Annotated in this window: 19 protein-coding genes; all 19 read right to left on the reverse strand. The window is 44.0% G+C overall.

What is annotated here, in order from left to right; translation table 11 throughout:
* Positions 1 to 53 precede the first annotated feature (53 nt).
* Positions 54 to 842 (reverse strand): polysaccharide lyase, encoded by a 789-nt coding sequence (locus tag J4377_RS11675; RefSeq protein ID WP_253485641.1) that lies wholly within the window; start codon positions 840 to 842, stop codon positions 54 to 56.
* Between the two features lie 25 nt (positions 843 to 867).
* Positions 868 to 1,818, reverse strand: a complete 951-nt coding sequence (locus J4377_RS11680; RefSeq protein WP_253485643.1) for a hypothetical protein — start codon at positions 1,816 to 1,818, stop codon at positions 868 to 870.
* Positions 1,819 to 1,838: 20 nt separating this feature from the next.
* Complete coding sequence (locus tag J4377_RS11685) at positions 1,839 to 3,149, reverse strand: acylphosphatase (protein WP_253485645.1); 1,311 nt, start codon at positions 3,147 to 3,149, stop codon at positions 1,839 to 1,841.
* Between the two features lie 21 nt (positions 3,150 to 3,170).
* Complete coding sequence (locus J4377_RS11690; protein WP_253485647.1) at positions 3,171 to 4,745, reverse strand: hypothetical protein; 1,575 nt, start codon at positions 4,743 to 4,745, stop codon at positions 3,171 to 3,173.
* Positions 4,742 to 5,773 carry an ATP-grasp fold amidoligase family protein gene (locus J4377_RS11695; RefSeq protein ID WP_253485649.1) on the reverse strand — a complete coding sequence of 344 codons (1,032 nt, stop codon included), beginning with the start codon at positions 5,771 to 5,773 and terminating at the stop codon, positions 4,742 to 4,744. The genes J4377_RS11690 and J4377_RS11695 overlap by 4 nt, the downstream gene beginning before the upstream one ends.
* The gene (locus tag J4377_RS11700; protein ID WP_253485651.1) at positions 5,758 to 7,809 is read right to left on the reverse strand and encodes a glycosyltransferase family A protein; all 2,052 of its coding nucleotides are present in this window, start codon (positions 7,807 to 7,809) and stop codon (positions 5,758 to 5,760) included. The genes J4377_RS11695 and J4377_RS11700 overlap by 16 nt, the downstream gene beginning before the upstream one ends.
* A 154-nt stretch (positions 7,810 to 7,963) precedes the next feature.
* Positions 7,964 to 9,307 (reverse strand): phosphoglucosamine mutase, encoded by a 1,344-nt coding sequence (gene glmM, locus J4377_RS11705; protein WP_253485653.1) that lies wholly within the window; start codon positions 9,305 to 9,307, stop codon positions 7,964 to 7,966.
* Between the two features lie 184 nt (positions 9,308 to 9,491).
* Complete coding sequence (gene glmS / locus J4377_RS11710; protein ID WP_253485655.1) at positions 9,492 to 11,339, reverse strand: glutamine--fructose-6-phosphate transaminase (isomerizing); 1,848 nt, start codon at positions 11,337 to 11,339, stop codon at positions 9,492 to 9,494.
* 638 nt (positions 11,340 to 11,977) lie between these two features.
* Positions 11,978 to 12,796: a class I SAM-dependent methyltransferase gene (locus J4377_RS11715; protein ID WP_253485658.1), complete on the reverse strand. Its 819-nt coding sequence runs from the start codon at positions 12,794 to 12,796 to the stop codon at positions 11,978 to 11,980.
* A gap of 22 nt (positions 12,797 to 12,818) precedes the next feature.
* Positions 12,819 to 13,826 (reverse strand): UDP-glucose 4-epimerase GalE, encoded by a 1,008-nt coding sequence (gene galE, locus J4377_RS11720; protein WP_253485661.1) that lies wholly within the window; start codon positions 13,824 to 13,826, stop codon positions 12,819 to 12,821.
* A 57-nt stretch (positions 13,827 to 13,883) separates the two neighbouring features.
* A complete protein-coding gene (locus tag J4377_RS11725; RefSeq protein ID WP_253485664.1) occupies positions 13,884 to 14,552 on the reverse strand; it encodes an HAD family hydrolase in 669 nt (222 codons plus the stop codon).
* On the reverse strand, positions 14,549 to 15,403 hold the full coding sequence (locus J4377_RS11730; RefSeq protein WP_253485667.1) for a hypothetical protein: 855 nt from the start codon (positions 15,401 to 15,403) through the stop codon (positions 14,549 to 14,551). The genes J4377_RS11725 and J4377_RS11730 overlap by 4 nt, the downstream gene beginning before the upstream one ends.
* Before the next feature lie 44 nt (positions 15,404 to 15,447).
* Positions 15,448 to 16,143: a cytidylyltransferase domain-containing protein gene (locus J4377_RS11735; RefSeq protein WP_253485670.1), complete on the reverse strand. Its 696-nt coding sequence runs from the start codon at positions 16,141 to 16,143 to the stop codon at positions 15,448 to 15,450.
* Positions 16,140 to 17,750 (reverse strand): aldolase catalytic domain-containing protein, encoded by a 1,611-nt coding sequence (locus J4377_RS11740; RefSeq protein WP_253485673.1) that lies wholly within the window; start codon positions 17,748 to 17,750, stop codon positions 16,140 to 16,142. The genes J4377_RS11735 and J4377_RS11740 overlap by 4 nt, the downstream gene beginning before the upstream one ends.
* Positions 17,747 to 18,640, reverse strand: a complete 894-nt coding sequence (locus J4377_RS11745; RefSeq protein ID WP_253485676.1) for a hypothetical protein — start codon at positions 18,638 to 18,640, stop codon at positions 17,747 to 17,749. Before J4377_RS11745 ends, J4377_RS11740 begins: the two co-directional genes overlap by 4 nt.
* Complete coding sequence (locus J4377_RS11750; RefSeq protein ID WP_253485678.1) at positions 18,630 to 20,780, reverse strand: glycosyltransferase; 2,151 nt, start codon at positions 20,778 to 20,780, stop codon at positions 18,630 to 18,632. Before J4377_RS11750 ends, J4377_RS11745 begins: the two co-directional genes overlap by 11 nt.
* A 36-nt stretch (positions 20,781 to 20,816) precedes the next feature.
* A complete protein-coding gene (locus J4377_RS11755) occupies positions 20,817 to 23,000 on the reverse strand; it encodes a hypothetical protein (protein WP_253485680.1) in 2,184 nt (727 codons plus the stop codon).
* A gap of 52 nt (positions 23,001 to 23,052) precedes the next feature.
* The gene (locus tag J4377_RS11760; RefSeq protein ID WP_253485682.1) at positions 23,053 to 25,470 is read right to left on the reverse strand and encodes a hypothetical protein; all 2,418 of its coding nucleotides are present in this window, start codon (positions 25,468 to 25,470) and stop codon (positions 23,053 to 23,055) included.
* A gap of 41 nt (positions 25,471 to 25,511) precedes the next feature.
* A complete protein-coding gene (gene rfbC, locus J4377_RS11765; protein WP_253485683.1) occupies positions 25,512 to 26,060 on the reverse strand; it encodes a dTDP-4-dehydrorhamnose 3,5-epimerase in 549 nt (182 codons plus the stop codon).
* Positions 26,061 to 26,073: the final 13 nt, after the last annotated feature.

Genomic DNA, 26,073 nt, shown 5'->3' on the forward strand with positions numbered 1-26,073 from the left:
AATCGTTACATCCATAACGCATTCAAACACCTGCCTAGCCCACAGGATTTTTTTCAAAGCGATGGGGTTAACGCAATTGTATCAAAATAAGCGCAGTCCGTTTTATAGCTTCCATCTTCGTTTCTAGGAGCCCACTGAGGGCTGCTGCCACCGTGGAAGGTGCTAAACAACAAGCGCTGGATCTGACTTGCCTCTGTAGCCTCGGCCCGGAAACGCAACCCCGTGTGGTCTATGACATGCCTGCCATCGACAGTTACAGATACGCGCCCGTTACTTTCTGAAGAAGGTTCATTTAACGCTACCTGCATTTCCACGTAGTGATACTGCCCAGGCACAAAGACAAAGTCTTGCGCGATTTGCGTATCACCGTAGCGGCCTGCCATTCCCTGATGGTAAACATAGGTTTGCAAACCACCATCACGGCGGAACATTAAACGTGCACTCCACCCTTCCGGTGTGATGGCATTTCCACCTGCAACTGGCTTGGCTGGCCCTAAACCATGTAATTTACCGCCACGGACAAAATCAAAGCCTTCACAAAAACGCACCCAAAATGAAAGCTCATACTCCAACGCAGGCGTAATACGAGGTGAAACAACCACACGGCGGCTACCACGTTCATAGCCTTCATAATCAACGCGAAGCGCAGTACTGTTTTCCACCCCCTCATCGGGCGCTAAGTGAGTAAAAGAGTGATCAACGATGGCCTGCCCCTGGGATGAGAAAGAGGCACTGTCGAAGGTTTCAATCTCGGCATCAGGAGATGATTTCGAAGACCAGGGCTGCCATACGAAAACAACCAGCAACAACAATATAGCCAATGCAACCCATCGCTTATTCATGGCATACCAACCCAGTACATGTTAGCTAATTTGGTAACAATAACTCATGGGCACGCTTCTCTTTAAATAGCGTATCCCACTGACCCTCATGCTCAACCACGTTATTTAGCATATTTGCCCAAAATACACGAGGTGCACTCTTATGCCCTTTACCCCAATCACCAACATGAGTTAATAATTTTTCACTAAGTTGATAGCTTCCAAACTCGTTGGGCGTACTCAGTTGCAGAGATGATAAAAATTCTGAAAAATGGGTTTCAAAATGTCCTGCATCTTCTCTATTTTGAAGGTAGATAGTGAAATTATTTAGCGTGCCTGAGTAGAAGTCCATTATGTTGGTAGTAACCCCACCCAAAACTTCTGGATTTTTTTTTGCAGTTTCAACTCCTCGAACCCCTAAGCACTTTCTCAAATACCTATTCACATGATGTTTCCGATATTTTAAAATATCAGTTTGAGGGTTTGAAGTTATACAAAATGCACCAGGAAAGCACCTGGCATAGAATAGGCTTGCTGTACCTCCAGCAGAACCACCTACGAAAATCAAACTAGAGGCATCGATACCTTGGCGAATCTTATTTATTATCTCAGGTATAACTTGATGCTGTAAATTTAGAAATTTACTGCCTGCATACCAACCTATTTTTATATTTTCCCCCATATATAAAGAAGGATCACCAATACATAGCAAGGAGGCTTTTTCAAGAGGCGTTACTCTAAGCCCAGAAAAAGCAGGAAACCGATATTTGTCGCTTCTATTTTGAGCCCCATTAAAAAAAACAACTAGAGGTTTGCCAGACTTAGCTTTCAAATGAATGTCAATAATAGACTGATTTTCGATGATACTATAAGTCTTATCCCCTATGAAAAGCTCAGCACTATATTCTTCAAATTCATTCAGACTATAAAATAATTGAGGGTCACCCCACCGAGAAAAGTCTTGATCATCGCTGACACTTTTAGCTGCCCATATCATATTGTTTCACCAGTATAAAATCAAACAACGTCAAAACTATTAAAATTAGATACTTTTACTTCTTTAAAGCTTAGAGATGACGGGCTTGATTTTGCGGGCCCTATAGCACATAGTCTTTTCATTTCATCAATAGAAGCGGGGCTTCCCTCAACAACCACTTTCACCCCCCCGCCCTTAATATTCTCACAGCTACCCGACACACCTAATAACATAGCTTGCCTTTGAACCCAGTTGCGAAAACCAACCTTTTGAACACCCCCTTTAATCAATATCTCGTATGCTTTTATTTCAAAGACTGGTTCATCAGGAAATAAATAATCAGCTAAACTTTTCGCCACATTTAAGGGCTGGCCAACTGTAGGAAAATGATGGATGGAAATATCACAATTCACATTAACTTCAACTACCGCATGCTGCTGTTCAGCTGCAGGCCTCGAAATATCCTCAGCGATGAGATCAACACCACAATAGAAAAGGTCACCAAATGCTTTCCAGCAATTGACAGCAGTTTCAATAAAATCCGGATGAATTTTATGAGTTATATCTTCACTGTCGCCACCTGCTCCAATATTTGCAACACTTCTAATCTGTAGCTTTTCCCCTTTAGAAAGTACCGAGTCTTTTTTCAGTCCTTTAGCTTTCAAAATAGACTCTGAGTCTTTATTAAACGACAACAAATACTTTCCATTATAAGGATTTTTCACTCTACCTTTATTTTTTTCCTCAACCAACTCATTAATTGTACTAACACCATCACCTATTACAAAGGCTGGGTGCCTAATTTGTACAGCAGCAACCTTGCCACCAATGACAAGAATTCTATGATCGTTACCAGGTATGTGCTCTTCAATAATTGCTTGTTTACTAGCATCTATAAGCTTTAGCGCATCAAGCATACCTTTTTGAGAAGTTATTCCTGCTGTAATACCTTTACCTCCAGAACCATTACGCGGCTTAACCACGACTGTTGAATCTAGGCTTTGGTAAAACTTTATTGCCTTATCTTCTTCATTTGGAAGCAAAGAGATTCCTCTAGGGACTTTAACACCAGCCTCAGAAAGAAATTTCTTTGTTTCAACCTTATTATCAACTATTCTTTTAGTCTTTTTACTAGTTAAGGATGGCACACACCTGATAAACCGCAATGACTTTAAAGCACCTTGCGCCACCCACACCGACTGCCCTTTGTCATTTTTCCAACTATCAATTTTGACATTTTTTTGCCATAATGCACGCTTTAAAATAGTACTATTAGTACCTAATGGACGTGTGTGCTTTTGATTTAAGTCAAAGCTAAGATTTTCTATTTGACCTTGGTAGCTTGGCAACATACTAATTCCTCAACAAAAGTATTATGAGTTAAAAATTTCACATACACCAAGCAGAACACCAGACTTTCTCAACTTAGAGCCTTTGTTGAAAGAATCTATTTCATTTACAGCTTGCTTAATATAAGAATCATCAAATCCAAGGTCTAAGGCTACCTCAGTCATAACTTTCTTTTTATTAGCAAGGATATTTTTTATATCTCCGTACCAGTTTGCCTCTAATGCTTCTCCCGCTCCTTTAAAATTAAGAGTTTTATCCACATCACCATAAAAGCAGGTGTACTCTTCTCCCTCAACCTTAGACAGCTTTTCTGTAAATTTAGGCTTTTTAACTTTTACTTTATCGGGAGTATCAAATGGAACATTGAGAAGATTTCCGCTTGCTACAGAAATTATATCTCTGACCACTCCATTTCCCTCAACATATTCTTTATCAGTGAGCAAAGGAATTTGGTGCAAACGGCTATCGAGTAATGGTTGAACCTGAATTGAACCAAATCTCGTATATACTTCATTACCGTAATGATATCGAGCACGAAAATTATAGTAATGATGGAACATAGCCCACGGATCTTTTCTATCTATACCTAGAGACTTAAGCGATAGCAAAATCTCGTTCCCAACATTTTCTCCAGCTTCTCCAAATTGCTTTATGAGTCTTTCTGCTCTAGCCTTATAGGAACTCTTCATATAGAACGACCCAATAGCACATCCACCTATGAAGTGAAACTGAGGGTCTTTTATAGCATTCCTTCTAAAACCAAAATTTGTTTTAATGCTAGCATTAGCAGACATTGACAGTAGATAAGAGTCTTCTGCGGATAAAGCTGTTGAGCTAAGCCCTTTCATACCTGAGCCAAAATTCTGGCTTGATAGAACACATAGCTTTTTTGCTATTTCATATTCAGTCTCATATTTTTTATGTGAGTGGCAATTAATTTTTTTATCAGCCAAACTATTTTCCCATAAAGCTAGTATAGCTCTACTATCAACTCCTCCAGAAAGAGCCAAATAACTCTCTTTGTGCATTTTTGAAATAGCTCCGAGTCTTCCACGCCAACTGCTTACCAGATCGCATAGCAACTCTTCGTAATCTGTGTAAGATTTCTTTTTTGGAATCTTTTTAATTGAGAAACTATTCTCAACTTTCACCCATGACAACTCTATATATTCATCGAGCCCTAGTGTTTTAACATTTTTCAAAGCTGTGTTATTCGAAACAAGCTGCCCGCCAATGAGGCTCAGCCTTTCATTTTTAAAGACATCAACAGATGGCTGGTATACTTTTCTTTTCAGGCCGGAGTTTGCAATAACTTCAGATATCTTTAGCAAACTATCCGAGATAGCCCAAAAATCGTCCTGCTTATAATAGTAAATTATATATTGCCCTGCTGGATCTGCTCGCAGTCTAAAAGCATCTCCATTTTTCTCGAACAGTAAAAATCTTCCATCTTCGATATTATCGAATAATGAGCCTTTCTCCTTCTTATACTTCTCGTAGCCACCATAATTCATCACAAGCGAGCGGTCAGCAAAAGCATACCCATCGAAATAACTATTCGATTTACGTTCATTACTCGTTATACAAAAAAAACTCATACATATTCCTTAACTGAATTCAACAACCGCCCTTCAGCACTCAGGTAGCACTCCCCCAAATACCGATCAAACGTCTCATTAAATGAAGAAAATTGGCCAGGCCTTGGGGTAAACTCTCCAAATGAGAAGTCATTTTTACTCTTGATAAAATCAATGCGCATAAATGGCGTAGGGATTGCCTTGCTGATCCGCTTTGCTGTTTCAAGCTGTTCGTTGGAAAAACCATTGCCAATGAATGTTTTTCCAGGGTAACGGCCTGTTGCTGCTAAACGTCCATCAGGAAGCCACTCGCAGTAACGCGTTTCATTGGCACGTTCAACTTCCAGGACAAAACCGACCTCACCGAAAAAGCAGTAGAACTTAAGATCTACAGTCGGTAGAGGCTTGCCCTGTTCGAAATCACCAATGAACTCTTCTAACAGCCACGAATCCTTTTTGATGACACCTGAAGTGATAAGTTTTTTTGCTTTCAGCAATGCATCTTTCGTAGAAGAGAGCGTCTCACCGGTTCTGACCTCGAAAGCTCCATCTTCTTCATCGAAAATAAAAACACCATGACCTGAAGAGCCATTTTCAGGCTTCAGAACGGTGCTCTTTCGAATCGCGATGTCTGCTAACGGCTTATTGAATGCGTATGTCTCTGGCCTTTTTACACCAAGCTCATCGATGAACTTATAGGCATAGCGCTTGTTATTAAGCTTCCACTCTGGCTGAAAGTTAAATAGCTGCCTTCTACGGGTAGCTTGAACCAACAGCTGTTGAAACGAGGCTACATTGGTCAGTGGAATTTTATTTTGACTTAGCAGCCGTGTAAATTTTTCCGTTAGCTCATCAGCAGACAGTAATGCACCAAACCGCTCAAGGACTGGTTGCCGCTCTTCCGGCGGCAACTTTAGTGCTGCGGCGGCCAGTTGATTGGCAAGCTTCATTTTTTCCGCTTTTTCGCTCTTAACTTTCTCTTCCGCTTGAGCTAGCGCTGCCAGCAGACTATTTACTTCTTTTTCACGTTTGCTCACAGTGCCTTCCATGCTTCAAATCCTACAAAATCTGGCGAACCATCCAAGGGATACTCTACAAGCTCTTTGTCTACTACATTAAAGGTCTGTGCTTCAACCGTTTGCCCCATTACGATCGGTTCAATTTTGCCTTGCTGTAATAACTCAAAGTATAGATTACACAGTGACTCCGGCGCTTTATGGAAACTCGGCCAATGGAATAAAGCTACCTTTTGCTTGGAGTTCTTACTGATAAATGAAGCAGCTTTTTGGCAATCTTCCAGGCGTGAAAAATCTCCAGCAATGACAGAGTCAAACTCAAGCGGATCGCCCCCACGTTCAAACATGCTTCGAGGTGCAGGAAAAGCACGTTTGGTTTTGGCATCTTTCACATGTAAATGTTTCTGAGAGGCATGCCACCAAGCGCAAATCTCACGGTAAATATGGCGCAAACCAAAATAGACCGTGCGCACATGGGTAGCCTTGGTTCGAGTTAATGAAGACTCTTCATCCAAAGCAAACGCGAGTGGCGTTTCTAGATGGATCTTAGCAAATGACTTTTTGCCAAACTGCGCTTGCATACGCCAAATGTATTCTGTGTCGCCACCAATGCGCACATGGTCCCATTCTCCAATCGTGTCTAGCACTTCACGACGAAACATAAAGGAGGATTGGCTCCAATGCGTAAGGCTGCTGTTCGGCCGCCAATTTTGCGTGAACGCAAGATTTTCCTGGGCACGAATCCAATGTGCAGAACAGCCTTTGATATCTTTATGTTTTTCGAGGTAAGCGACCTGGGTAGCAATCTTCTGAGGATGAGACCAATCATCGCTGTCATGGGTAGTTAACAAATCGCCTTTTGCAAAGGTAAGGCCATAATTACGCGCTGCATACGCACCGCCATTTTGTGGGGGCTGTACAGCTTTTACGCGAGGGTCTTGTTTCTCAAGCGCCTTCAATATTTTAAAGGTATCATCCGGTGAACAGTCATCCACCGCAATAATTTCAATATTTTCGTAGGTTTGCGCTAACAGCGACTCAATGGCAATGCGCACCTGCTCGCCTGCACTATAAATAGGCATTACGATAGAGACTTTATTAGCCCCTTTTACTTTAGCGGCGGGCAAGCCAACAACATTTCCAATCGAAAGAGGCTTGCTTTTATCTTTGCGACGGATGCCGGCGAAGCCATGGATAGCATAGGCTTGATTAATGAGTTCAATACGTTTGCCGTCATCATTTACCGAATTGGACAAGGCAAAATGTGCATCAGCATCCTTCGGGTGCTGCTGAACAAACGCTTGTAGCGTTTTATATGCCTCCTCGGAACGCCCAAGCGTAAGAAGACAAAAGTATTTCAAATATACGGTTTCTTTACGTGATTTATTAGCGCCGACTAATTGCTGCATTTTTTCTGCAAATGCCAATGCACCTTCAATGTCGCCGCAGAAATATAGCCATCTAGCCGTGTGCCACATTGCCCACCAACGCGAAGCCTCTGTTGCCGCTTGGTCGCTATATACGTCTTCTAGTGCCTTCAGAGCCGTAATCGAGTGACCATTCCACAGCTGAACAGCCAAATTCGCAGTGCCGTTCGCTTCTTTATCTTTAATCTCGCTACCTTGCGCTTTACCTTTATAGAGGTAATGCAGCAGTGGGATTTCGTTGGGGCGCATTTGCGCTTCGTGGCTTTCGAGATAAAAGTCGTTATCAAACCGCTTGCACGGATTGAGCCCTAAACGACACCCTACCACCAAGTAATGTAGGATTGGGTCTACCTTCTTAGGTAGCCATACCGCGTGTTCAACGACATACCATTTTCCATTCACCAAGCGAGACTTTTTCACCAGGGAGAGATCTTCTTCTACCTTTCCTGGCCGAAGCACCGAAAATGCACTTTTAAGCAGCCTATCGCAGGTGGCTTTATTTTCTATCTTGCGTAACGCTAGTGCCAAATTCACATAGCAAGGCTTAAACCCACTTTGGCGTTGAAGGGCCTTAACATAATAGGAAGCCGCCTGTTCATATGCCCCCTGCCGATAAAGTTCGTTTCCTTTCTGAAAGTCCATAGTGTGGTTTAAGCTCTCTGTTTGCTTAGTGTTCATTTTGCAAGACGCAGTTATAAATGCAAAGGGCCCAACTCAACGTAGGCCCTTTGCAAACAATTAATAGTGGATAAATTCTACCATAAGGTAGCTAGCAGCATTGTAGGGCTATTGATCGTTATGAAGAAGGTAGAGCACTGGCAATGTGATCGGCACACCATTGCGCAAGCTGCGCGTCGCTGGCTTCTACCATCACACGAATTAACGGCTCAGTGCCTGACTTACGTAACAGCACGCGCCCATTGCCACCAAGCTTCTCCTCTGCTTCGTTGAGTGCCCGCTGTACCGGCACACTTTCAAGTGGATCTTCGTTTTTACTGGTTTTAAAACGCACGTTAACCAGCACCTGAGGCAGCTTGTTCATGCCCTGTTTAGCCACATAAAGCGTCGTGCCCAGGTTTAGCAATGAAGTCAGTACGCGTAGGGAAGCAATCACCGCATCTCCTGTAGAGGCATGATCCAGGCTCAGCAAATGGCCAGAGCCTTCTCCACCTAAGCGCCAACCTGTATTTCTTAGCTGCTCCATCACGTAGCGGTCGCCTACTTTTGCGCGCACAAAGGGGACTTCAATCGCAGCCAATGCTTGCTCAAGCCCCAGGTTGCTCATCTGGGTGCCAACAATGCCGCCTGTGTAACCAGCGTCTTTGGCATCTTTCGCCAACAAAAACAGCAATTCGTCACCATCAACGACCGCCCCCGTATGATCAACCATCATCAGACGGTCAGCATCACCATCCAACGCGATACCAAGGTCGGCTTCATGTTCTAACACTGCTGTGCACAGGCTGCGCATAGAGGTCGCGCCACAGTTCGCATTAATGTTCACACCGTTAGGCTGGTCATGAATGCTAATAACCTCAGCACCTAACTCTTTGTAAACAGCAGGCGCAACTTTGTAGCCAGCACCATTCGCGCTATCCACTACAACTTTCAGCCCGCTCAAACTTAATGTGCTGGGCAGCACGGCTTTGCAGTATTCGATATAACGACCAGCCGCATCGTCTACACGGCGCGCTTTACCTAATGCTTCTGAACTTACACACTCCATACCGCCTTCCAGAGCAATATGGAGCTTATTTTCAATTTCCTGCTCTTGTACATCGGTTAGCTTATAGCCGCCCTGTCCAAATATTTTGATACCGTTGTCGTCAAACGGGTTATGAGAAGCGCTGATGACTACCCCGGCATCTGCGCGGAAAGTAGAGGTAAGGTACGCTACCCCCGGTGTAGGAAGAGGCCCAACCAGCGCCACATTAACCCCCGCCGCTGAAAAACCCGCTTCCAACGCAGATTCCAACATATAGCCACTGGCCCGGGTATCCTTACCAATCAGCACCTCTTTAATACCTTCTGCCCCTAGCACTTTGCCAGCGGCCCAACCCAGCTTCATTGCAAAGTCTGGGGTCATGGGGAATTCGCCAACACGGCCACGCACACCATCGGTGCCAAAATATTTACGCATAAAATCAAACCATTAAAAATATTATGATACGCGAGACAGGTTTAGAGATATTTTAAAACCCCGTCACTCCCGAATGCCTAAACCAAACTGGATTCCCGCTAAGGGCATGCGGGAATGACAGAAAAGCGGAAATGCCCCACATTCCTACTAAGGCACCCGCAGAGGCGGCGAAGCCGCCCCTGGACTACTCCACCGTGACGCTTTTCGCCAAATTACGGGGCTTGTCTAGGTCGGTGCCTTTTACCAGCGCTACGTGGTAAGACAACAGCTGAAGAGCAACCACATGCAACACGGGCGAAAGCAGGCCATAGTGTTCCGGCATCACCAGCACATTAACGCCTTCACTCGGCTTCACGGCGCTACCACCATCAGCAAACACATAAAGCTGACCGCCACGGGCACTCACTTCCTGCATATTGGCTTTTAGCTTTTCAAGTAGCTCATCATTGGGCGCCACCACCACTACCGGCATATCCGCATCAACTAATGCCAGCGGGCCATGCTTCAACTCCCCAGCAGGATAAGCTTCTGCGTGGATATAAGAGATTTCTTTTAGCTTCAGCGCGCCTTCCAAGGCAATCGGGAAGTGGCGGCCACGGCCTAAGAACAGCGCATGATGCTTATTGGCAAAATGCTTCGACCACGCCTTGATACTTGGCTCTAGCGCCAGCACTTTTTCGACCGCGATGGGCAAGTGGCGCAGCTCATCCAAATAGGCTTTTTCATCTGCTTCATCTAGCCGCTGATTCGCTTTTGCCAACAACAGCGTAAGCAAAAATAGTGCGCTGAGCTGAGTAGTGAAAGCTTTCGTAGAGGCAACACCAATTTCCGGGCCAGCACGAGTAATAAAGCGCAACAGCGTTTCACGCACAATGGCAGATTCAGGTACATTGCAAATCGCCAATGTATGGGTGTGCCCCATTGATTTAGCATGCTGCAACGCGGCGAGGGTATCAGCGGTTTCTCCCGACTGAGAAATAACCACGACGAGCTGATTAGGATTCGCTACGCTGTGGCGATAACGGTACTCACTAGCAATTTCAACATGGCACGCAATACCGGCGACTTGCTCAATCCAGTACTTAGCCGTCATACCCGCATAGCTAGACGTACCACAGGCCAGAATCAATACGGAATCTACCTGCTCAAAAACGCCTTGCGCTTCTGCGCCAAAAATACCCGGCTGCAACTGGCCTGCGCCGCTCAGCATTTCCAGCGTATTCCCCAACGCTTGCGGCTGCTCAAATATCTCTTTTTGCATATAGTGATTAAACTCACCCAGCTCTACCGCATTCGCAGAAAGGCTAGAGGTAACCACTTCCCGCTGAGCGGGTTGGCCAAGTGCATCGACCAAGGTGACCGAGTCACGCGTTAAGCGCGCCACATCACCATTTTCCAGATACATCATACGCTGAGTGACAGACAGCAGCGCCGAGGCATCTGAAGCGGCATAGTTGCCGTCATCAGCAATACCTAGCATCAGCGGCGAACCTTCACGAGCCACGACTAAGCAATCCGGCTCTTCTTCGCTGACCACCGCCAATGCGAAAGCACCATGCAAATGCGCCACAGCGCAACGTACCGCAGAAAATAGGTTTTCCGCTGGTTCACCAATCTCACCTTTAAAGCAGGCTTGAATCAAGTGAGCAATGGTTTCTGTGTCGGTGTCTGAAGTGAATTCATACCCCAGCTCCTGAAGCTGCTCACGCAGAGCCTCGTAGTTTTCAATGATGCCGTTATGCACTACCGCCAATCCACTCGAAATATGCGGATGGGCGTTACGTTCAGCAGGAACACCGTGGGTTGCCCAACGGGTGTGAGCAATGCCCACATTTCCCGACACCCCCTTCTCCGCAACACGGGCTTCCAGTTCCGCTACACGGCCTTTTGCGCGGGCACGCACCAGCTCACCGGAAGCATCTAGCACCGCAAGCCCAGCAGAGTCATGGCCGCGGTATTCAAGAACCTTCAGGCCAGAAAGCAAGAAAGGGGTACATTCCATTGCGCCAACGGAGCCGACGATTCCGCACATAATTGTTCTTATATTTGGTAATAAAAAATTTAGAAACCTTTAAAAGCGGTGATAAAAAAATGACTAATTTATTAGCAACAAGAACACACCTCTCAAAAAAACAGCAATCATATATACAGCTAAAGCAAAAAAAATTAAAACTTAGTCAACTCAGCTACATTAGAAGGTGATAATAAAAAACTCACTCATCAAATAAGTAAATTTTAAAAATTAACTCATACGACCTAGGTGAGAAGCCCAAGAAAAGAAATTTAAACATCTAGCTGACCAAAAAAGAAAAAAAATGACAGCCATCCCAAGCTCAACGATAAAAATTACTTCTATGGATGCAAGGTTAACTCAGCGTAAAATTGATCAGCAGTTTGACATTAATAACAACATCTTGAGCATTTAAAAACCAAGAGATAACACAAGCGTAGCGTTACAGTAATCACGGAGTAACATCGGAAGAGCGCTAAAATTTCCTGTTCATAACAATAACCCCCTAGCAATATATCAGCAGTATAGGGTTTACAATTACTAGGCAATATTAAGGTGTTTAATAATCCTGTAAATTTTATGCTGACAAAGAAATTCCTGATTAAAATCCTGTATAATGAAATTATCACTGATGCATTATAGGTAATAATAATTAAAACCTACTGATCTTCAGGGAGAGAAAAATCCAGACCTAAATTAGCCTCCGTTGAAAACTCAGAAAAATCTGGACAGTGAAAACCATCAAGCTCTACGCTTTTATGCCACAGGCGGCTCATACCTTTTTCAAGCGAAATAAATTCCATTTCAAAGCCATATCGTTTAGCCCACTCTTCAGTAATTTCTTTTTCTTCCTGGCGGTTGGCGTCATCCATCCAAACTTCAGCATTGGGAGAAAGTCGATTAAAAAGAGCAGGTAAAGCAGGGTAACGGGCAAACAGGCATGTATTACCAGGCGGACCATCCACAATCAAAATGTCGATATTGTTGATATTTTTAAAATTTAAGGAATACCATCGAGAAGGTTTATCAGCGTCAGAAGGATTAAGATGATCACCTGTCCAGGATTCCAGCGGACAAACACGTAAATCAACCCAAGTTGTCAGGTTCTCATCAAGCAGTGTTTGGCTGGTTTCATCAGCATAAAACTGTAAATGCTCAAGGCTAATCAGTTTCCCAGCGCCATTTTGGCGTAGAGCATCTGCAATCACTAAAGTGCTTGCACCACTACCGGTTTCTACAATCAACTTTGGCTTATGCTTTAGAATCCAGGTATGCAGCTTCAGCAAAAAATCAGGGGAAGTTGGCCAGCCTCTCAAGGGTGGCAGATGACCTTTAATTGTCAACTGACGTTGTAACCAGCTTAGACTTTCTAACTGCGTATAAAGCTGGTCGACGCTTTTCTGGTGATTTAAACGGCTTTGGCTAAACCCCTTCTTAACCTCTTGGCTAAGAGATTGATAGAACGCTTTATCAGCCACACTGGCACCTCAATTTTTTAAATTACTTATAACCTGTTGGGTTCATCTCTTGCCATCGCCACGCATCTTTACACATATCTTCTACGCCAAGATGTGCTTTCCATCCAAGCAACTGCTTGGCGCGCTGCGCGTCAGCATAACAGGCAGCAATATCCCCCGGTCTTCTATTTACAACCTCATAAGGAATTTTTCTGCCGCTTGCTTTTTCAAATGCGTTGACCAATTGCAGAACTGAAATTCCCTGCCCTCGGCCGAGATTAAAGGGTGAGAAGCTTTCAGCCTGCTCACTGTAAAGATAATTCAAAGCTGCCAAGTGCCCTTTAGCCAAGTCAGTAACATGAATATAGTCTCGAACACCGGTACCATCAACAGTAGGATAATCGTTACCAAATATACTCAACTTCTCCCTCTTGCCAACCGCCACTTGAGAAATATAGGGCATCAAGTTATTAGGAATATCTTGCGGATCTTCACCAATCATACCCGAAGAATGAGCTCCTACAGGATTAAAATAACGAAGGCAAGCAATCTTCCACTCCGGATCAGCTTTAGCCAAATCCTCAAGGATATGTTCAACCATTAGTTTTGATTGCCCATAAGGATTTGTTGCACTACGAGGAAAAAACTCCTTAATAGGCAGCGTTTCTGGGTCACCATAAACAGTAGCAGAAGAAGAAAAAACCAGCTTTCTAACATTGTACTGAGACATGACATCCAGAAGGTTCAAAGTACCCAAAACATTATTTTGATAATATCTAACAGGATAACTTACCGACTCTCCTACCGCCTTTAATCCTGCAAAATGAATAACCGCTGAAAAGTCTGATGCTTTAAAGACCTCTTGAAGTGAATTTTTATTACGAATATCGACTTCATAAAAAGATACTTTCTTACCAGAAAGCCTCTCTATCCGCTCTAAAGACTCGCCAACACTATTAGAGAAATTATCTATAATCGATACGTTAACACCAGCGTTGATTAACTCAAGGCATGTATGAGTACCGATAAAACCACTCCCTCCTGTAACCATAATACTACACATAACAGTAAAGCCTTTAAGTAGGTCTATCAAACAGGGCTAAAAAACTTACAAATACTGCCCAAAATTATTTATTGAAAAGTAATTTTTGATAGCTTTTTCATAAGCCCAATTTTCCCAACCCTCTACCTCGCTCCAATCGCTTAGAAATACGAAATCCAGCCCTGCGGCGCTAGCCGCCTGATAATCGTACTTACTATCACCCAAAAACAGTGCAGGTTGTAGAATGTTGGAAGCCGCCTGTTCACGAGCCAGTATCTCATCTTTGGTGTCAGGGCTGCCGAAAATGCCCCCATCGAACCACTCAGCAATACCCCGCTGGGCAAACACGTCACGTAACTCAGTTTGATCGCCGCCGGAGACAATCAGCCAACGCGAGTTAGGTGTTTTTTGTCGCAAGAGTTCAATGCCAGGCGCTATCGCACAGTTCAGCAGCCCTTCACGCACATGATTAGCATAGGCTTGCAGCAGGGCTTCCAAATCAGGGACTTGTTGTTGGCTGCTATGGACTGGGATAATCTGCTCAAGAAAATGAGCAAACTTTTTGTAGCGCGACACTCCACCATTGGTAACGTGGTAATCGACCATGGCTTGGGCGACAGCTTCGCCATAGGGCAAGATAGTTTGGTAGAAGGCCTCAGTCTTGACTTTATTGGAGTCAAGCACTACACCATCGCAGTCGAAGACATAGCTCACATAGTAGTCAGAGGGTATCATTGGATATATCCAAGTTCTTTCAAGTCACATGCAACAACTTCCTGAAAACTAATATTTGAAACTAAGTAATGATCAAATATTTTTCTTCGAAGAGCTTCAGTTAAAGTAAGTTTTCCCGGAACATGCTTTTCAGACTCATTATCCCACAAACTCCAAGAGTCACTTCCTGTTGATTTTTTATTAACACGAGCTGAGTTTTCAGGCTCGCTTCCAAAAGTCTCAATCCCAGTAAACTGCCTGAATAAAAGTACATTCTCATTACTCATAAGCTTCTCATAGGGTAGCGCCATTACACGCCTTTCACCAAGAGCATCAGACAGGGATTCATACAAAATATCATATTTCAAGACGTGATCACCGTACATCCATGGTCTATCTATCATCAAATCCATTCTATTTTCAAAATCTTTTTGGCATGGATTCTTTAGGACCTTACTCATTTCGCTGTACATAGATGCCATCCATTCCGGCTGCCTTCTAAAGAAAAAAACAACCTGCAATTCCATATCATAATTTCCTAACAAATCTGAGATAACTTTTATATGGTGTGAAAACGAAAATGGCTCAACTCCTGAAACCCCTCTATCCATATTTTGTTTAAATATTTTTGCGCGATACAAATTCTCTGCGGAATATAGCGACTTTTCTAAGAAAAGGGACTCAACTAGCTCTACGCCTTTTTCTGTTTTCCACCACATCGGAGAAGCATTCATAAATGCTTGGTGAAAACTTAGTTCAAGCTCTCTAGGCGAGATATGCATGCCAGCATACTCATCCCCTTTAAATATCTTTTTTTGCAAAAAAGTTGTACCAGTTTTCCACAACCCCATATGCAGTGTAATTTTTTTCATTTCGCATCCAGATTCACAAAAATAGCATATAAAAATGGTTAACTTCAGACCCCTACCAACCCTTTTTCCACCAGACATTCCGCCATCACGAAATCTTCTGGCCAGTCGATATCGAAACCAGTGAGTTTATCCATTACGTAAAGGTAGGGGTGGCGCCCAATACGATCATCCATCTCACGATAAAGAGAGGCAGGCGCCATAAAAGCCCCGCTATTCACCTCATGAACCGGTTTCAGCGTCTGGGTACGTGGCCATTTCTCAATCGTGCGATCATAATTTATGGGGTGCTCATCCTGCCAAAGAAACCCGTGAATGGCCGTGGTGGTCATTAAAGAATCGTAGCCATTTTTGAGCTGTTGAAAATAGGTTTGTATCACCTCATCGTAGCGTTGGGCGGTGATAAAAGGTGAGGTTACATGTGTCCAGAGTATGTGGCCTTCGGGGATCAGCTCAAGCGCATGGGTAATCAGTTGATCCGTACTGGTTGCGCTTGACGATAGCTCCTCAACTCGGCGATGAAGCCGCAGATGGGGAACCTCCAATGTTTCGGCATAGGCCAAGATATCAGCGTCGTTAGTGCTCAATACTACTTCATCAATCCTCTCCGCCGCGAGCAGCTGGCGAAGTTTGACTTTAATCAGACCATGATCATAGCCAGCAAAAGGCTTGATATTTTTTCTCACAACACGCTGACTACCCGCGCGGCAAGGCAAAAAGCAGGTAACCTTCTTTTTTATCATGAGACCATCCCATAGACACTTTGTTTGATGACATCGTAGCGCGACGGTGTAATGGCAACCAGGGGCAAGATGTCATTAAACTCTTGAAATTGCTTTACTACGTGGTTCATTTCAGTATTACGTGGATCTTCACCTGCATAACCATCGAAACCTGCAAGATAAAGAGTATGCGCTTCACCGCTGGCCGCAATGGCAAAAGCATAAGCCATCACGAGGGATGTTGGCGCTGTGCAGTGCATCTCAGAAAACGCAAAGCTACCCACCTGTACATTTAAACCAAAATCCAGCACTTCCTTGTTGGCCAAGGAATCACGTACATCTGCCGGAAGCATAGAATAGGGCGTGATCAATGGCTGTGGCAACTTAGTATGGGCCTCACAGTCTGCCAAAAGGCGCACCGGATGGCAGGCCACGCGTAAGTCAATCAGCTCAGCGTTGATAGCACTCTGAGTATTGAGCGCCAACACCAGTGGTTTGTGATCGCGGATGTAACGCTCTAGTGCCTCCCGATGACGAGCAACACCAGGCCCAGTGCCTAGTAGCAGTACCTTACGCCCAGCAAAGCGCTCCTTAGGTGACCATTGCCCTTTGGGTTCGCCATGATAGAAATGCCGAGCCGCATCCAAGGTGTTGAGGCTGAACTTCTTACCTCCTTCTACCCGCAGATGTTCAATTACGGCCAGCACGTCTTCTTCACTATAGCGGGTATCGCTGAGCATCTCCTGAATATAGGTAGGATGGATACCGTATTTACCAGCCAGATAGTAATAAGGATTGGTGCCCCAACCATAATGCGCCTGCATGGGTTTGAAATGCTCACGCAACAGCACCATCAAGGGCACCATATTGGCTTGCTGACCACGTAGCTCTGCCATTTCAATGGCCAATTCCTCGGTGCGGGCATTGCCTGGCCCTCTGCCCATCCCTGTAACGGTAGAGTCCACCCATGTCACGCCTTCATCAAGAGCACGTAGGGTATTAGCAAGCGCTAGACCCAAGTTATCGTGGGTGTGTATGCCCATAGCTCCCGTCCATTCACTACGGAACCACTGAATGATCTGCGCAGCCTGATCTGGGTTCATGCTGCCCATGCTGTCAGCGAAATAAAGCGCATCCATTGGGTAAGCCTTAGCAACGCGGGCAAGGGCTTTTACTTCCTCTTCCGTGCGGTCTGCCACCTGCATCAGGTTAAAGCCGACCTGATAGCCACGTTCTTTTAGCCAGGTAACCGCTGGAAGTGCTTTTTCAAATTCGTGTACGTGGCAGGCAATACGTACCAACTCAACTGGTGAATCTGCTGCCGCGTTGGGAAAAAGCCGCTCCAGAGCTTCTTGCTGGGGCACCTCTCCCACCAATTCGCTACCATTAACCATCACACCTACAATCAAGCCAGTAGGAATTGTCAGGCTACGGATGAACTCGTCAGTAGTAAAAGCGCAAGGGCCTTGGAAGCTCTGGTTCTTCAATGAACGCAGGCCCAACTCCACCACATCTACCCTTGCGGCTTGCATTGCATCAAGATATTGATTAATAAGTTCAGGAGAGAAATCCCAGGCGTTGTAATAGCCACCGTCGCGGAGAGTGCAGTCGAGATAAAAAAGATTCATAATGCATACCCTTGCAATTTTTTAAACTTACCCAAACATTTATCTGAAATTAAAGAAGCGTATGTTTCTGGAATAACTTTTCCTATACCTATATTCTTAACTGATTCACTGGGATTAAAACTTTTATAGGCATCAACATCAACCAAACACAGCCTGTCTTTAATCTTTTGCCTTATACTTGACGAAAGGACAAGCTCGTTGAAATCAATAATCAAAACACTTCCATCAATACTGTCTATAACACTAAAAAACTTATCTACTTTCTGGATATACTGCTTGCAAAATTTTTCGACCCCATTTTCATCAATTTTATTACCATAAAAAGGCAACCATTCTGCTGCGGTGTCTATGGGGTCCCTAATAGAAACAATTTGGTAGTCATAGTTAATGTATTTTAGTAGATGCAGGCCACTTGCAGCGGGGTCATTTCGAAATACGCAATATCCATCTAAACACCCACTTTTCACTCTTGCCAAGTCACATACTTGATCGATAAAAAAATTATAGCTTGAAGAAAATTCTTCCATATTTTTCTTATTTAAAAAACAACCATAACTTTCAACAATGCCATCTACAAGCTTTTCATAAACCTCACCCAGATACGTCCTTATCCTCCTATTTCTAACAAAATCATCTTTAACTGGTTTCTTGCCCTCATATCTATCATAATAACTCATATCCCCTAACAACAGAGCTCGCAAACTTTCAGGGTGCACTTCCCCACCACGCTCCTGACTGTTTGCTATAATTCCCGAAAAACCCCAAGTACTTCTTACAATAGACGACTCACTGTAATTATGCCCTACCGGGAAAGTATTACTAAATTCAGATATAAAATCCAATACTGCTGTGTTCCCTGAGTGCCCAAAACCACCAATATTAATCCTCATTACTACCTCTCTTAAAAAAGTCTTTATAATAAAATGGAATACTTTTTACATCAAATTTTTTTTCTAAGTATTTATCGACTTCACTCCAGTGTTTCAGATAAACTTCTTTTTCAATCTCTTCCCCGAATTGGCTTATAATGTAATCAAACTGAGACAAAAATTTACTTTTTAGATTAATCATTTCCACGTTATATACTTTATTACTAACAGCAGAGGGTTCAGGGTTAAGCCTTACAAGAGCTTTTTTTATACTTTCCACTTGATAGCTCTCAAAAAAACGTATATTGAACTCTAAATCCTGGTGTCGACGGTAACTTTCATCAAATCCATTCAAAGCAATAACGGCTTCTCTTTTATAGGTCGCTGTATTGGTATGTAAATAGTGTTTTTTATAATCTAATAGCAAAATATCTTTGGTTAAATCACCTTCTTTATAACGCCCCAAGTCATTTTCAGGAGAGTTCCAACCTAAAAACCCACAATATACAGCACCCACTTTATATGAAGTTTCTTTTAATTTCAGTATAGATTGCGAAATTCTTCCTGGCAAATAGATATCATCATCATCTAAAAAACTTATATATTCACCTGTGGAGTTGAGCACCCCAGTATTTCTTGCAGCTGCACCATTTCTATTATCCTTATGCTCTATGTATATAATATTACAGTCAGGACTATCACTTCTCACTGTGTCAACAATATCTTTAGTTTCCTTGTTAAACTCTGATCCAACTCCGTTGTCATTTACAACAACAATTTCAACATCACTATAATCTTGCTCAACTACAGATTTTAAAGCACTCAATAAATTACCTGGTCGCTTATAAGTAGGAATAACAACACTTACTCTTCCATGTACAATTTTTTTTCCTTCAACTAAACTGTCATCAATTTCAAAAAAACTAGAATTATTTTCTTTTTTTAAACCAACTTTATATTCAATAAAATTTACCAGCTCGCTTTCTGAAACAGCGCTCACTTCATCTAAAGAAAGATTATAGTCTGCTGGGGGAAGAGATAACTTTTGATCGTTAAATTTTAAAAAATCATCGTCTATAAGGGATGAAATATTATGTACTGGCCTAACACCATCTGAAGAGTTATAGTAAATCCTCAACAAAAAGGGCTGAGAAAAACCCTTATCAAATTTGTCCAAATATTTAAGCTGTTTTTTATTATTTACTAAAAGGTTTACTATTGGCTTTTGGGGAGGATAGTCAAAATCACTTAAGCGCCACTTTACACGTTTACTGTGCTCTATCTGGCAACGAGCGCCTCGAATTGTGCTTTCGCCTACATCCGGCATCACAATATTGGGATATGCAACAAAGCATTGACCAAGATACCGTTCATAAATTTCACCCATTGGTAAGTGGTCAAAGGGTGCCTCAAAAGCACTTTCTGCTTCAATTAATTCATCAACAACAGACTCATCGAAAGCAATTGCAAAGGATCCACATGTATTACAACCATCGATTCTTCTTGGCAAATAATACCCTTGGGATAGAATTTTTTCTTCGTCTAAACCTAACCAACCGTATTGAGAAGCCCCCAACTGCAAGATCTTCCAGTCTGATCCAACCTTTCTTAAAAATTCTTCAATTTTTTTTTCAAAGCCATTCGCAAGAATAATATCATCTTCAATAATTAAAAATCTAGAATACCCTTTATACTTAGCGTCTTTCAATATTTCCAAATAAGTATATATATAACCTATCGCACCAGCCGATTCTATATAAGGACTGCCTCTTTTAACTTCCTTTTCTTTCTCACTTACATAACGTACAAACTCCCCTAACGGCCTCTTGCTATACTCTTCCCATTTCTTGAAAGCTTCACCTTTATAGCCATTCACAGCCTCATAAATTTCAAACTTTATATTATTTTCTTTAAGATGCTTTGATACGACAATTTTATCTTTTATATTTTCTTTTAGATTAACAACATATACATTATCAAAGTAATGATTAATTAAACTCTTCTTAACTTTAAAGTTAACCATCTTTTCACAGATGCTAACATTCAACTTGACATTTTCTTTTCCTATAGTATCGCCCGCACGCTTATATAATGACAATGAATTTTCATAATCACCTTCTTCGTACAGTTTATATGCTCTTTCAATTATAGATACAGCCACTTATGAGCCTCCTTTGTATCCAGATAAGTCGTCGATTCAAATTTTTAACAAACAGAGATTATAAGTTGATAGCCACTGACCAGGGCGTTGGCGGTTTTCTAGCAGCTTATTCCAGTTTTCTTGCAACCTAGTTTCCTGTAGTTTGTTGCTGCCTTCCAGCACAATATCCAAGCGCTGGGTGAACAGCTGCTTAAGCAGTAGTGGTAGGACAGCTTCACGGCTGTGGCCTGCCTGGGGTAGGGTTTCCCCCACAATGACCAAGATACGAGCATTTTCGGGTAGCCATTGATTAAGGCGCTGCAAGGTGGTGTCTACCGCGTAAAACAGTGCTACTGGCGCGTTAACGCTCTGGCATTCCACCCAAGGGGCGTTTACCACATTCACTGCAGGGCTAAGCCGTTTATTGTTGAGACTTTCTTTTAGGCTTTCGCAGGCCGCTTTATTGTGCTCGATACTGATGATTGTTTGTGGCAAGTCGTCATGCGACACGGTCACTTCTTTGAGAGTTTCTTGTCTGTGGTCACTCTTACCAATGCGACTAACTTCAGCACGGGTATGGATGATTCGCTGTGCTAATAGTTCTGTGGTTTCCGCTGCACCAAAAATCACCACAACATCAGGGTTGTGAGTATCATAATGCTCTAACAGAGCGGTTACGTAGCTGGGCGATAGTTGGGTAGTTATTGGGCGCTGACCATACTGCAAGTAGTTGATCATCGCTTGCTCGTCTCGCTGCTGACGGGCGCTACGGGTGACATGCTGGCCAAGTACATTCGTGGTTTGCTGAATGTAGGTACGCTGTTCACTGAATAGTGATTCCAGCTTGCTTTCTAACTGGCCGAACCGTTCGTTACTGTGTTGCAGTGTGTCTAGCTGCTCACTTAGCTGACGAATCGTTGTATCTTTCTCATCCGACATTTGCTGAGTTTCGGCTAGCTTGGTCTCAGCTTCTTCATGCTTTTTTTTACGGTTGGCAAAATAGCTTTTGTATTTGTCGCGCTCTTCTTCGCGGGCCGCCAGCCCTTCTTGAAGGTTTTCGACCTGCACTTGCTGTTTTTTAAGCTCCGCTTGAAGACTAGCAACTTCTTCAGTGCTCTCTTCGATTTTTTTCTGAGCTTTTTTGCCAGCATGTTCAGCGTCTTGATACTGCTGTTCAAGTATTCCTAGCTTCTTTTGCGTTTCTTCAAGCTGCTGCTTGATTTCTTCATGCTCTTTCTGGTGCTGCTGGCTGCTCTTGAGCGACTGGTTGAGTTGCTTTTTCAACGTATCGCGTTCTTCGGTGATCTGGTTAAGCTGTTTTTGAAGCTCGGCTTGCTGGGCTTCTTTCTCTTTCACTGCCCGATCATTATTGGCTGATTTCTGTTGCTCAGCTAATTGCTGCTCTAGATTTTTATATTTTTGTTGCAGTTGTTCATACTTGCTGTGTTGCTGATGTAACTGTTCTTCGCTATCGGCTAGGCGCTTTTGAGATGTCGCTTCCCGCTGCTCCAGCTCCTTTATGCGTTCGGCTTGCTCTGTAGCTTGCTGAGCCAACTGTTGTTCTGCTTCTTGCTGCGCTGTTTTTAGCTGTTTTGCTAGTTTTGCGCTGCGCTTGGCTTCTTCTTGCCAACGGTGATAGTAGGCATGACGCGTCAACTGAAGCAGGGGGAGATCTGGGTCGTCCTCATTACGGGCCTGCAGCTCAAAACCGTGCTCTTGACACCAAGTCAGTATCTCGTCTGTTTCTGGCATGCCGTGATAAAGCGGAACTGCCCCCACTCTTAACCACAGTGCCTTGATATGTTGGTAGCGTTGGTTACTCGCTAACACTTGTAATACCGGCCACACCAGTTCTGGTTGTTCAACCACCAAGGCGCCAATTTCTTGAATTTCCGTCTCTTTCTCTAGTTCGCCTAGCTGAGCTTCCACCCCCACCAGTGGTTGTTTGGCACTTTCTATTAGCTCTAACCCCGGATAAAGCGTATAGAGGCCCGAGGCGGGTCGACTGGCGTTGAATTCCGGCAGATTAAATTCGTAATACGGTAGCTCACCGCTGTTTTCTGCTAGCTTTATGACTTGCTGGCTAGCGTGGGGAATTGCTTCCTGCACTTCTTGCCAATGCGCTTCATTTTCTGAGGGCGTTATGAACAGCGCGTGTTCGGCTTCATTCTGGCTGAGTAATGCAAGCGTTTCTGGCCGAATGGGGCCAATATAAAGAAAGTTAGCGCGGGTCGTTGGCATAATGATCACTTCTATTTGCTTGTGCCTGGCTTATTTATTTTAAAGCCCAACATTACTGGTTATGGGGGGCTGGCAGCTGCTGTTGCGGCCTGGCGGGCAGGCGTTCTTCATGCTGACCGTGGCGCAAATAGTGGAGTAATGGGTTCTGGCCTGATTCAGCAACATCCGGGTATTCACTGAGATAGAAGTAAGTATCGAATTTGTCGCTTGGGTTGCGGCCTTCTATGGCTCCAAACTTTAGGTAGTGTTCGGCTGGCGCAATGCCCGACGTTTGTACATCGGGGTATTGTTCGTAATACCACTGTGCATCAAAGAAGGCACTTTCATTAATAATCGAGACTTGCTGCGGTAAGGCCCGCTTAAATGGACGACTGTAGCGGTATGCCGCCGCTGCATTGCGATGCCCGCTTACCCGTAACCATAGAAGAACGCTTTCGTACTGGTGCCGCTCTAACTGGTATTGCTGTTTTAGCACATTAAGGGCTTTTTGGCGGGTTTCTGCTTGCTGCTTGAAGTGGTCGTGGTTCTCAGCGGTTTGAATCAGTTGCTCTTGAACGTCGTGTAATTGAGCAACAATGAGCGCTTTTTCCGAACGCTCTTTCTCGAACTGACGTTGCTGCTGCTTTGCTGCCTTCTCCTGCGCTGTTAGCTGCTTATCAAGCACTGTTTTGTCTTTCAGAACAGCTTCTTTTGCGTTTTGTTCGTGAGCAAGGGTCTCTTGAGTGCCATGCAATTGCTCAATTAAGATAACTTTTTCCGCTTCTAGAGCAGTAAGGTCTTTTTGAAGCTGGTTGGCTTGCTTTTCAACGTCGGTTTGTAGCTTGTGAGCTTGCTGTACTTTCTCAATCAGTTGCTGTTCTTTTAACTTAGCGCTAGCCGTTACTTTGCCAAGCTCTTCGCTATGTTTTTCAGCCGTTAAGGTGGCTGCTTTTTCTAGTTTGGATATGCTTGCCTTGAGTGCTTGCGCGTGCTGATCTTTCTCTTTGCTTTCTTTTTTCAGCTGGCTGATGGCTTGCTTATACTCTTCAAGCTTTTCTTGCTGCCTTTTGGTTTTATTTCTCAACCAATTCAACTTGACCTCTTTTTCACCAAGGCCTTCTGACTGCTGCTGATTTTTGAGAATGGTTTGTTCCAGAGCTTCTTGTACTTTCATTAGCTGTTCTAGAAGCGCTGCATTTTCTTCTTCCATGCCGTGTGCATGGTCTTGAAGGCGTGCTTTTTCTTGTTCCAGCTTAGTATTTTGCTGCTGATGATCTGCTGTGTTCTCTTCTATAGCTTGCTGCACGCTGGTTAATTGCTCTAATAACGCAGCATTCTCTTTTTCAACACTATAAACATGTTTCTGAAGGCGCGCTTGTTCTTGCTCCAGCTTAGAGCTCTTCTGCCGATATTCGAGCGCACTTTTTTCTAGAGTTTGCTGTACTGAGGTTAGTTGCTCCAATAAGGCAGCCTTCTCTTTTTCAACACTATGAACATGTTTCTGAAGGCGTGCTTTTTCTTGTTCCAGCTTAGTATTTTGCTGCTGATGCTCTGCTGTGTTCTCTTCTATAGCTTGCTGCACGCTGGTTAATTGCTCTAATAGCGCAGCATTCTCTTTTTCGACGCTGTGTGCATGATTTTGTAGCTGATCTTTGGCTTTTTCTGTTTCAAGTAGCTGGGCATTTTTTTCGGATAAGCGCTGGCTTACTTCTGTTACTTGTTTCTGGGCCTTTTGACTACGTGACTGCTCGTTAATGTGCTCTTCTTTAACTTGTGCAAGCTGCTGTGTTAGCTGCTCACTGCTTTCCTGTGCTTTTGTTAGTTCAGTTTTCACAGCGTGCAACTGAGTTTCCAGCGTTTGATGCTGCCGCTGTTCGCAGCTCAAATAATGCAGGCTTTGTTCAACCATATCCACTGCTGGCATTTGCCAGGAAGCGGTACCTGAACTGCTTGCTTTAAGATAATTATGAGCTTGCTGGAGCAGGCTGTCTTCTTGGGTAAGTTGGGAGGCCATTAAGCGGTAAAGCGGCGCAATATGTTCAAGCGACAGGTCAACCACTAAGGGAAGCTCTTCGCCGACAGGCGCACTGGGTACATAACCAATCAGTGTAATCTGGCGACGTTTTGTCTTATAGAGCTTGAGGATAAGGTCTGCTTGGTAGCTCCATTGCCATAACGCTTCTTTCGGGCGGCGTTCAGCTTGTAGGCTAGCCGCTAGCCATGCACTCGGGTGCGGCCAGGCAATAATGCATTCGTGAGTGGTATCTTTTCTTAGCCAATGCTCTAAGGTGGCTGAGGCTTCTTCATTAAACGCCGCAAGCACAAGCGATGGGCTTTCAGAAGCGCTGGCATCATCGATACTGTCTTGACTGATGCTGGGCTGCCCCTTCGCGATGTCGCTTAACGTTATTTCAGTCGCGTTTTGTTCGCGCACGGCGGCAACTGATTCGGCCTTGAATTTATCGATTCCTACGTACACGACTAAGGACATGGTGAGAGCAGCTCCATTCTCTTCTTTTTCAATCATTAATTTTAATTAAAACGCGGGGCGTGTAGCAAACTTAAGCCCTGTGTATCTTTCGCTGAAAGCACAGGTGGCTGGCCATTTGCCAGAGGCCACTGAATATTAAGGGTAGGATCGTCCCAACGCAGCGACACTTCATCCCCTGGGGCGTAGTAATCGGTGCATTTGTACTGAAATTCGGCTTCTTGACTGGTTACATAAAAGCCATGGGCAAAGCCGGGGGGCACCCAAAGCATTTGTTTGTTCTGTTCGCTGAGCGTTACACCTACCCACTGGCCGAAGGTTGGCGAACTTTGACGCATATCTACCGCCACATCGAAGACTTCACCTTGCGTTACCCGCACTAGCTTACCTTGGGGCTGTTGGTGCTGATAATGCAGCCCTCGCAAAATGCCATGGGCGGATTTGCTGTGATTATCCTGCACGAACATGTGTTGACCGCAGTGGGCTTCGAATTCGCTTTGGCGAAAGGTTTCCATGAAGAAGCCGCGCTCATCACCGAAGACTTGGGGGGTAATGAGCACGACGTCAGGAATGGCGAGTTTTTCGTATTGCATATCTAAACCGTGA

The organism is Halomonas sp. XH26, assembly GCF_024138895.1.
Taxonomy (GTDB): Bacteria; Pseudomonadota; Gammaproteobacteria; order Pseudomonadales; family Halomonadaceae; genus Vreelandella; species Vreelandella alkaliphila.

Coding starts and splice junctions, on each gene's coding strand:
- galE (WP_253485661.1), bottom strand. CDS start 13,826: ATGGTTACAGGAGGGAGTGGTTTTATCGGTACTCATACATGCCTTGAG.
- J4377_RS11675 (WP_253485641.1), bottom strand. CDS start 842: ATGAATAAGCGATGGGTTGCATTGGCTATATTGTTGTTGCTGGTTGTT.
- J4377_RS11755 (WP_253485680.1), bottom strand. CDS start 23,000: ATGCCAACGACCCGCGCTAACTTTCTTTATATTGGCCCCATTCGGCCA.
- rfbC (WP_253485683.1), bottom strand. CDS start 26,060: ATGCAATACGAAAAACTCGCCATTCCTGACGTCGTGCTCATTACCCCC.
- J4377_RS11680 (WP_253485643.1), bottom strand. CDS start 1,818: ATGATATGGGCAGCTAAAAGTGTCAGCGATGATCAAGACTTTTCTCGG.
- J4377_RS11685 (WP_253485645.1), bottom strand. CDS start 3,149: ATGTTGCCAAGCTACCAAGGTCAAATAGAAAATCTTAGCTTTGACTTA.
- J4377_RS11700 (WP_253485651.1), bottom strand. CDS start 7,809: ATGGACTTTCAGAAAGGAAACGAACTTTATCGGCAGGGGGCATATGAA.
- J4377_RS11740 (WP_253485673.1), bottom strand. CDS start 17,750: ATGAATCTTTTTTATCTCGACTGCACTCTCCGCGACGGTGGCTATTAC.
- J4377_RS11735 (WP_253485670.1), bottom strand. CDS start 16,143: ATGATAAAAAAGAAGGTTACCTGCTTTTTGCCTTGCCGCGCGGGTAGT.
- J4377_RS11695 (WP_253485649.1), bottom strand. CDS start 5,773: ATGGAAGGCACTGTGAGCAAACGTGAAAAAGAAGTAAATAGTCTGCTG.
- glmS (WP_253485655.1), bottom strand. CDS start 11,339: ATGTGCGGAATCGTCGGCTCCGTTGGCGCAATGGAATGTACCCCTTTC.
- J4377_RS11725 (WP_253485664.1), bottom strand. CDS start 14,552: ATGATACCCTCTGACTACTATGTGAGCTATGTCTTCGACTGCGATGGT.
- J4377_RS11690 (WP_253485647.1), bottom strand. CDS start 4,745: ATGAGTTTTTTTTGTATAACGAGTAATGAACGTAAATCGAATAGTTAT.
- J4377_RS11745 (WP_253485676.1), bottom strand. CDS start 18,640: ATGAGGATTAATATTGGTGGTTTTGGGCACTCAGGGAACACAGCAGTA.
- glmM (WP_253485653.1), bottom strand. CDS start 9,307: ATGCGTAAATATTTTGGCACCGATGGTGTGCGTGGCCGTGTTGGCGAA.
- J4377_RS11760 (WP_253485682.1), bottom strand. CDS start 25,470: ATGTCCTTAGTCGTGTACGTAGGAATCGATAAATTCAAGGCCGAATCA.
- J4377_RS11730 (WP_253485667.1), bottom strand. CDS start 15,403: ATGAAAAAAATTACACTGCATATGGGGTTGTGGAAAACTGGTACAACT.